This window comes from Coriobacteriia bacterium (assembly GCA_034370385.1).
Classification (GTDB): Bacteria; Actinomycetota; Coriobacteriia; order Anaerosomatales; family PHET01; genus JAXMKZ01.
Genome location: JAXMKZ010000001.1, coordinates 1 through 1,138, shown reverse-complemented (window position 1 = coordinate 1,138; position 1,138 = coordinate 1). Strand labels below are relative to the sequence as shown.

The window sequence follows — 1,138 nt, the reverse complement described above, 5'->3', positions numbered from 1 at the left end:
CTCGCACCGCATCCGCTCGGCCGCGACGCTGCTTTGACCCGGGTTGCGACCGTCCGCCGGCTCCGCCGCGACTGACTTGTCATTCCTCGCAACGAAATCCGTCGTGCGCGCCTGGAGTCCTTCGGGGGTGTGCACTCGGATGCATCATCGGGTGAGGTCTCGGTGCGCGTCTTTCGCGATCAGCGACCGCTCGGATGACCTGCGGGCGCCACGCTAACAAGCGCTTCCAGCCGACTTCGCCAGTCCTCGGCTACCATGTCAGTCAGCGGGCGCGGCTGAAGCGCCGCACGTTAGGGCGAGCAAGGGGAGCCATGCGACACGTGATAGTTGCGCTCTGTATCGTCGCTGGGCTGGTGCTGAGTGGCTGTGCGGCCCACGATGCAACTACTGCCGATGGCGTCATCTTCGGCTCGTCCAAAGGATTTCGGTCTCTCGAATCATCGGTCGGCGCTCCGATGAGCATTGCTGCGGACTGGAGCGATTTTGGTGGGTGCGAGCACTCCTTGTCGGCGCGCTCCAAGGAGTTCGCAAGTCACCTGATCATTTCGCGCATGGAACAACCGTCAAGCGACTTCGCATCACGAATCGATAGTGAGACGCAGCGCCCACGATCGAAGCAGGTCGCGGTCTTCGGGCCAATCGCGACGCGCCTCTTCGGTCAGGATGCGGTCGCGGTCTCGTTGTCCGGTCCCAAGTACTCACGCATCATGATCGCCTCAGAGCACTGGTGGGTAACGGTGGGGCGCCAAGCGCCCTTCGATGCCGCTTGGGCAAGGTCGGTGAGCGCGATGCTCAGTCGAGATGGCCGGGGTCCCGAAGTGCCAGCGCCGGAGTAATCGCGGCAGGCCGCCCTAACAAGCGCTTCCAGCCGACTCACGCACGCGCTAGGCTGACATGAAGCCGCTCGTTCGCGGCTGAAGCGCAACAACGTTAGCGTGAGCGGGGCTGCAAGCCGAGCAAGGAAGCAGTATGCGGCTTCATCGCGGCTCGTCGATTCGTCTTGACCTGCGATCGCGTTCGACCGGCGCGCGACATCCATCCGCTCGTGCGCGCGATGCGACTCCTCGCACCGCATCCGCTCGGCCGCGACGCTGCTTTGACCCGGGTTGCGACCGTCCGCCGGCTCCGCCGCGACTGA

Annotated in this window: 1 protein-coding gene; it reads left to right on the top strand. The window is 64.7% G+C overall.

Features of this window, described 5'->3' with window-relative positions; genetic code table 11:
* Window positions 1-311: 311 nt before the first annotated feature.
* Window positions 312-836, top strand: a complete 525-nt coding sequence (locus tag U1E26_00005) for a hypothetical protein (GenBank protein MDZ4168022.1) — start codon at window positions 312-314, stop codon at window positions 834-836.
* The last annotated feature ends 302 nt before the right edge of the window (window positions 837-1,138 follow it).